The sequence below is a fragment of the Aeromonas sp. 62-46 genome, assembly GCF_001898585.1.
GTDB lineage: Bacteria > Pseudomonadota > Gammaproteobacteria > Enterobacterales > Aeromonadaceae > Aeromonas > Aeromonas caviae.
Map to the genome: position 1 here is coordinate 34,441 of NZ_MKUI01000056.1, position 7,204 is coordinate 41,644.

At 61.4% G+C, this 7,204-nt stretch carries 5 protein-coding genes; 3 read left to right on the forward strand and 2 right to left on the reverse strand.

Annotated elements, in window-relative coordinates:
• The first annotated feature begins 18 nt into the window (after nucleotides 1–18).
• Nucleotides 19–2,322 (forward strand): putative bifunctional diguanylate cyclase/phosphodiesterase, encoded by a 2,304-nt coding sequence (locus BGO64_RS17555; RefSeq protein WP_052814996.1) that lies wholly within the window; start codon nucleotides 19–21, stop codon nucleotides 2,320–2,322.
• Here the strand turns inward: BGO64_RS17555 and rep are convergent.
• Entirely contained in the window at nucleotides 2,309–4,321 is a 2,013-nt protein-coding gene (gene rep, locus BGO64_RS17560) for a DNA helicase Rep (protein WP_286701095.1), read from the reverse strand. The two genes, BGO64_RS17555 and rep, sit on opposite strands and share 14 nt — an antisense overlap.
• A 152-nt stretch (nucleotides 4,322–4,473) precedes the next feature.
• Between rep and BGO64_RS17565 the strand changes: the two genes are divergently transcribed.
• On the forward strand, nucleotides 4,474–5,694 hold the full coding sequence (locus BGO64_RS17565) for a cysteine desulfurase (protein WP_286701096.1): 1,221 nt from the start codon (nucleotides 4,474–4,476) through the stop codon (nucleotides 5,692–5,694).
• Nucleotides 5,695–5,707: 13 nt separating this feature from the next.
• Nucleotides 5,708–6,142, forward strand: coding sequence for a SufE family protein (locus BGO64_RS17570; RefSeq protein WP_161470358.1), 435 nt, complete (start codon nucleotides 5,708–5,710; stop codon nucleotides 6,140–6,142).
• Between the two features lie 21 nt (nucleotides 6,143–6,163).
• Here BGO64_RS17570 and tcdA read toward each other — a convergent pair whose 3' ends face one another.
• On the reverse strand, nucleotides 6,164–7,000 hold the full coding sequence (gene tcdA, locus BGO64_RS17575) for a tRNA cyclic N6-threonylcarbamoyladenosine(37) synthase TcdA (RefSeq protein ID WP_049636414.1): 837 nt from the start codon (nucleotides 6,998–7,000) through the stop codon (nucleotides 6,164–6,166).
• Between the last annotated feature and the right edge of the window lie 204 nt (nucleotides 7,001–7,204).

The following is a 7,204-nucleotide window of genomic DNA, read 5'->3' on the forward strand; positions in this document are numbered from 1 at the left end:
TTTTTTCGGGAGTGTTGCATGTCAGTTCAGCCCACCACACCGCCAGACTCGCACTCCTTGCTGGCGGTCGTCTCCTCCATCATGGATTTTCCCGCCCCCGGCATTGCCTCCCCCGAGGATTACGCCCGACTGGTCGGTCTGCTGGACACACTCTGCCCTCTGCAACATTTCGCCATGCTGGGGCTGGCCGACGGGGGGCTGAACTGGCGCTACACCTATCAGCTTCCCGACGTGTTCAAGCAACAATTGGGACGGGAAGAACCTCGCCTCACCGAACAGCTCACCCGGCTCGATGAAGGTCAGGGCTGGTGCGTGCAGCCTGTGGAGCATATCGACGTGCAGTGGTTGCTGGCACGCAGCACCCCGGATCAGGCACCCACCCTGAGGTTGCTGCTGGAGTGCCTGGCCAAACGCCTGCACGAAACCCAGACCGGTACCCAGCTGGCGGGACAGGCTTCCCCTCTCATGCAGCGGGATCCCCAGTGGCAGGAGAAAATCGAGAAGATCGGCCGAGTGATGCGCCTGGCTCACAACCTGCCTCAGCATGCCCTGTTTGCCCAGTTGGAAGCTGTGTTGCGCCAGATGCTCTCGGTCAGCGACATGTTGCTGATCCGGCTGGAAAACCAGCGACTGGAGCGACTCTATCCACCACACCTGACATACGACGATGACATCATTCGGGCCATGTGCCACAGCACCAACAGCGTAGAGCGCCATGAAGAGGGACTTTACTGGTACAGCCTGCCCCTGCGCCAGCAGCAGCAATACTTTGCCCACCTCATCCTCAACATGACCCGGCCTCTGGAAACCGATGACAGGCTGTTCCTCGATTTCCTGCGCCATCAGCTGACCCTGTTGCTGGAGCTCAAAAGGGTGCGACAGCAACTCGATGAGCTCAACTCGGAGGAGTCCATCAACCAGCGACTCCAACAGCTGCGCCAAACCAACTTGAGGTTGCAGAAACGGCTCAAGCATCATCAGGAGCTGGAGCGGCGGCTCCAGTTCAATGCCCTGCACGACCCGCTGACCCAGTTGCCAAACCGGGCGCTGCTGATGAATCACCTGCATCATGCCATGACCCGCTACCGCCGTTACCAGACAGCCGGCTTCACCCTGATTTTCGTCGATGTGGATCACTTCAAGCAGGTCAATGACGCCCTGGGCCACAGTGCCGGCGATCAGTTGCTGCAGGAGCTGGGCAGCAGGCTGCAAGGCTGCATCCGGCAAAATGACATGGTGGCGAGGCTCGGAGGGGACGAATTCGTCATCTATCTGGACAACAGCCAGCGGGAAGAGGACATCAGCCCCGTGCTCAATCGCCTGATTGGCCGTATCGGCCATCCGTTCCGGCTCCAGGGCAACGAACTGACCATCACCGTCAGTCTGGGGGTCGCCAGTGTGACGGAGCAAACGGCCGATGTCAGTGAACTGCTGCACCAGGCAGACCTCGCCATGTACCAGGCCAAGCGCAACGGCCGCAGCCGCATCGTCATGTATTCGGAGGCCTGTACCGAACAGGCGGGGTCACCGGAAGAGCGGCTCTTCAGAGCCTTGCGGGAAGGGCGGATTGTGCCCTACTTCCAGCCAGTGATCAGGCTGTGTGACAGCCGCCTGGTCGGACTGGAGGTCATGGCGCGCTGGATAACGGAGGAAGGGGAGCTCAAGGATGCATTCGACTTCATTCCTCTGGCGGAACAGTGCGGCCTCATTCAGGATCTGGACCGCCAGATCCTCAAGCGCACCTGCCAGCAACTGAAGCTTTGGCAACCCGCCTCCGGGGTCGGTCGTTTCAGGATAGCCATCAACCTCTCCGGCAAGCACCTGGCCAGCCACGAGCAGATCATGCAACTGCTCACCATCATGGAGGAGGAGGGTGTCATCCCCGCATGTTTCATCTTTGAGTTCAACGAACGCGAGCTCTCCCGGCAGAGTGCCGACTCCCTCACTGCCCTGCATGAACTGAGGGCGAAAGGGATCCAGGTCAGCCTGGATGACTTCGGCACCGGCTTCTCTTCCCTCAACGCCCTGTTTCACTTCCCGGTGGATTACATCAAGGTGGACGATAGCTTCACCCATCGCATGTTGAACTCACCCAAGGATCTGGCGCTTATCCGCGCCATGCGGGACATCTGCCAGGACCTCGACTTCACCCTGGTGGTCGAGGGGATCGAAAATCAGCAGCAGTTGCAAAAGCTCATCGAGCTTGGCTGCGCCCTCGGGCAGGGGCGCCACATCTCGCCCCCGCTGCCGGGAGCCGATATTCCCCCTCTGCTGGGTCAGGCTTCCCGAGAGACCAAGCCTTCCGACCTCAATCCTTCTTGAACAGGGCCCGCAGGTTGGCGACACCAACCTGCCCCTTCTGCTGGCGCTCCTCGGCCGTCACCTTCTTCTGGTTTTCCCACTCCAGGTCATCCTGGGGCAGCTCCAGCAGGAAGCGGCTCGGCTCCGGCCGCACCGACTCGCCAAACTGGCGGCGCTCCTTGCAGAGAGTAAAGGTCAGTTCGGTCTGGGCCCGGGTGATCCCCACGTAGGCGAGGCGCCGCTCCTCCTCCACATTATCCTCGTCGATGCTGGTCTGGTGGGGCAGCAGCCCCTCCTCCATGCCCACCATGTAGACATAGGGAAATTCCAGCCCCTTGGAGGCGTGCAGGGTCATCAGCTGCACCTGATCCGCCTCATCCTCCCCTTCGTTGCGCTCCATCATGTCCCGCAGGGTGAGCCGGGTAACCACCTGTGCAAGCGTCATCGACTCTTCCAGCTCGTCCCCCTCCAGCATCTCGCTGATCCAGCGATAAAGGGTGGAGACGTTCTGCATCCGCATCTCTGCCGCCTTCGGGCTGGGAGAGGTCTCATAGAGCCACTCCTCGTAGTGGATCTCCTTGATCATGTCCCGCACCGCCTCCACCGGATTGCCGCGCAGCGCCTGATCGCCGAGCCGTACCAGCCAGTTGGTGAAGGCCTGCAGGGCGGATAGACCGCGCCCGGAGAGGTGTTGCTCCAGCCCCAGCTCGAAGCTGGCGGCAAACAGGCTCTTGCCGCGCTGGTTGGCGTACTGGCCCAGTTTTTCGAGGGTAGTGGGGCCTATCTCGCGGCGCGGCAGATTGACCACCCGCAGGAAGGCAGTGTCCTCATCCGGGTTCACCAGCAGCTTGAGGTAGGCCATGATGTCCTTGATCTCGGTGCGGGAGAAAAACGAGGTACCGCCGGAGATACGGTAGGGAATGCGGTTGGTCATCAGCGCCTTCTCGAAGATGCGCGACTGATGGTTGCCCCGATAGAGGATCGCGTAATCCTTGAACCGGGTGCGGTTCATGAACTTGTGGCCCATCAGCTCGGCGGCGATACGCTCCGCCTCGTGCTCCTCATTCTTGGCAAACAGCACCTTGAGCTTCACCCCCTCGTCCAGCTCGGAGAAGAGCGCCTTGTCGTAGACATGGGGATTATTGGCGATCAGGATGTTGGCGCACTTGAGAATACGCCGCTTGGAGCGGTAGTTCTGCTCCAGCTTGATGAGACGCAGATTGGGGAAATCTTCGTTCAGCAGCACCAGGTTCTGCGGCTTGGCACCGCGCCAAGAGTAGATGGACTGGTCGTCGTCCCCCACCACGGTGAAGCGGGCCCGCTCGCCGACGATCTGCTTCACCAGCTCGTACTGGCTGGTGTTGGTGTCCTGGTATTCGTCGACCAGCAGATAGAGGATCTTGTTCTGCCAGCGCTCGCGCACCTCCTGATTGCTCTTGAGCAGCAGGGTCGGCATCACGATGAGGTCGTCAAAATCCAGAGCGTTGTAGGCCACCATCTGGCGGTGGTAACGCTCGTAGAGCTGGGCCATCAGCACCTCTTCCGGGCCGCGGGCGATGCGCATGGCGCGAGCCGGCAGGATGAGGTCGTTCTTCCAGTTGGAGATCTGGCTGATGAGGGCCGAGAGCTTGTCCTTGTCGTTATCGAGCTCCGCCTCGGTCAGCTCTTTCAGCAGCGCCAGCTGGTCGGTATCGTCGAACAGGGAAAAATTGGCCTTGAGATTCAGGCTCTTGTGCTCGCGGCGGATAATCTCAAGCCCCAGAGTGTGGAAGGTGGAGACCATCAGCCCCCGCGCCTCCTTGCGACCCAGGGTCTGGCCGACCCGCTCCTTCATCTCCCGCGCCGCCTTGTTGGTAAAGGTGACCGCCGCTATGTTGCGCGCGTTGTAGCCGCACTGCTGTACCAGATAGGCAATCTTGTTGGTGATGACGCGGGTCTTGCCCGATCCGGCACCCGCCAGCACCAGGCAAGGGCCGGAGACATACTTGACCGCTTCGTTCTGATTGGGGTTGAGCTTCATGGGCCGGATCTCTTGGCTTATGATGAGGGGCGGCATTGTAGCAGAGATCCCGCAGGCAGCCGAAACCGGGCACGGGATCCCGCCACTTCATCTTGTGTTTGCCCGCCATTTTCCGGATCATGACCGACTTTTCCAGACGAGATGAGGGGAGCATGAATCAGCAACAGCACGCCCGGCTGCGCGGCCAGTTTCCGGCCTTGGCGCAAGAGGTAAACGGCCACCCTCTGGTCTATCTGGACAACGCCGCCACCACCCAGAAACCGCAAGCCGTGCTGGATGCGATCAATCACTACTATCGGGCCGACAATGCCAACGTGCACCGCGCCGCCCATGCCCTGAGCGGCCGGGCCACACGCGCCTTCGAAGATGCCCGCAAGACGGTTGCCCGCTTTATCAATGCCCCTCGCAGCCACGAAGTGATATGGACCCGTGGCACCACAGAGGCGATCAATCTGGTGGCCCAGAGCTGGGGGATGAACGAGCTGAGGGCGGGGGATGAAATCGTGCTCAGCACCCTGGAGCATCACGCCAATATCGTCCCCTGGCAGCTGGTCGCCCAGCGTACCGGTGCCGTCATCCGGGTCATCCCCCTCGATGAGCGGGGCGATCTCGACATCGCTGCCTATCTGGCCCTGCTGGGACCACGTACCCGACTGGTGAGCGTGGCTCACGTCTCCAATGCCCTTGGCACCGTCAATCCAGTCAAAGAGATGGTGGCAGCGGCCAAGGCGGTCGGGGCCCTGAGCCTCATCGACGGCGCCCAGGCGGTGGCCCATCTCGTGGTGGATGTGCAGGCTATCGGCTGCGACTTCTACGCCTTCTCCGGCCACAAGCTCTATGGCCCGACCGGGATCGGCGTGCTGTGGGGCCGCACTGAGCTATTGGAGCGGATGCCCCCCTGGCAGGCCGGCGGCGAGATGATAGACAGGGTCAGCTTCAGCGGCACCACCTTCAACACCCTGCCCTTCAAATTCGAGGCAGGCACCCCCCATATTGCCGGCGCCATCGGCCTGGCCGCAGCCATCGGCTTTATGATGGAGCAGGACAAGGATTCATTGGCCAGCCATGAAGCGGCGCTGACCGACTATCTGGTTGCCGGACTGCAACAGGTGCCAGGGCTGCGTCTGGTCGGCGAACCCGGTCAGCGCGCCGGCGCCATCTCCTTCCTGCTGGACGACATCCACCCACAGGACGCCGCCACCCTGCTCGACATGCAGGGCATAGCCCTGCGGGTCGGCCATCACTGCGCCATGCCGCTGATGGAATCGCTCGGTATCGGCGGCACGATGCGCGCCTCGCTGGCCTGCTACAACAATCGGGACGATGTCGACGCCCTGCTGGCCGCCCTGCACAAACTCCGTGACTTCTTCTAAGGCAGACAATCCAATGAACAGCCTCGCAACCTACACCCGGATAGGCGTTGAGCCCGACGCAAATAGCATCCGTCAGCAGTTTGCGGCAGCAAACGGCTGGGAGAACCAGTACCGACTCATCATCCAGCTCGGCAAACTGCTGCCTGCACTGCCCGGCGAATGGCAGCAGGAGGCATTTCGCCTCAAGGGGTGTGAGAGCCAGGCTTGGTTGAAAGGGGAGAAAGGTGAGGATGGTAACTGGCACTTTGCTTGCGATTCCGATGCCCGCATCGTGCGCGGTCTGATTGTCATCGTGCTGGCCGCACTCAACCACCAACCCGCAGCGACGATCCACTCCTTCGACATGGAGGACTATTTCACCGAACTGGGGCTGGAGAAACACTTGAGCCCGTCGCGGGGCAACGGGCTCAGAGCTATCGTGTTGGCAATCCGGGGGCTGGCCGTCTAACCAGCCTTGTCCAGTGGTCGATCAGGCTGCGCCAATCGACCCTGTGTCTTCATTCCCGGCCTCTTTCTCGGCACGGGCTCCCCGCTCGGCAATCTTCTTCAATACCCGGGACGCGGCGACCAGCCCAAAGGTGGCCGTCACCGGCGTCACGGCGCCAAAGCCGGAGGCGCAATCCATCTTCATATTGCCGTCGCTGGCCGCCTTGGCCTGGCAGGTGCCGCCATTGCCATCCGGATAACTCAGCTGCTCGGTTGAGAAGACGCACTCCACCCCGAATTTGCGCGCCGGGTTCTTGCTGAAGTTGTGTAGCCGGCGCAGGTCGGAGCGCACCTTGGCGGCCAGCGGATCCTGAATGGTCTTGGCCAGGTCGGCCACGGTGATCTGGGTCGGGTCCATCTGCCCGCCGGCACCGCCCGCCACAATCACCGGAATCTTGTTGCGCTTGCAGAAGGCAATCAGCGCCACCTTGGCCTTGACCGAGTCGATGGCATCCACCACATAGTCAAACTCCCGCTTGATATGCTCGCCCAGGTTGTCGGCGGTGACGAAGTCATCCACCTCGATCACCTCGCAATCCGGGTTGATGGCACGGATGCGCTCGGCCATCACCTCCGTCTTGAGACGGCCGACCGTCCCCTGCATGGCGTGGATCTGGCGATTGGTGTTGGTGATGCAGATGTCGTCCATGTCGATCAGAGTGATCTGGTTGATGCCAGCCCGAGCCAGCGCCTCGGCCGCCCAGGAGCCGACGCCACCGATCCCGACCACGCAGACTTTCGCCTGGCTGAAGGAGCCAAGGGCACGCTGGCCATAAAGACGGGCTATGCCCCCGAATCGCTGTAGATACTCTGCTTTCATACCACCACCTTGCTTGAGGGCGGCCATTATAGCGGCAACCTCTCTCAGGGGCGATGATCGGATGATGGCGGTGTTGATGTGAGGGGAAATGGGTGCTGTCTCGGGAACGAAAAAAAGCCCAGTCGTTAGACTGGGCTTTTTAAGTAGTGGCGGAGCGGACGGGACTCGAACCCGCGACCCCCGGCGTGACAGGCCGGTATTCTA

Bases quoted from the DNA above. Each gene is read 5' to 3' on its own strand.
- BGO64_RS17555 (WP_052814996.1), top strand. From the start codon at position 19: ATGTCAGTTCAGCCCACCACACCGCCAGACTCGCACTCCTTGCTGGCG.
- rep (WP_286701095.1), bottom strand. From the start codon at position 4,321: ATGAAGCTCAACCCCAATCAGAACGAAGCGGTCAAGTATGTCTCCGGC.
- BGO64_RS17565 (WP_286701096.1), top strand. From the start codon at position 4,474: ATGAATCAGCAACAGCACGCCCGGCTGCGCGGCCAGTTTCCGGCCTTG.
- BGO64_RS17570 (WP_161470358.1), top strand. From the start codon at position 5,708: ATGAACAGCCTCGCAACCTACACCCGGATAGGCGTTGAGCCCGACGCA.
- tcdA (WP_049636414.1), bottom strand. From the start codon at position 7,000: ATGAAAGCAGAGTATCTACAGCGATTCGGGGGCATAGCCCGTCTTTAT.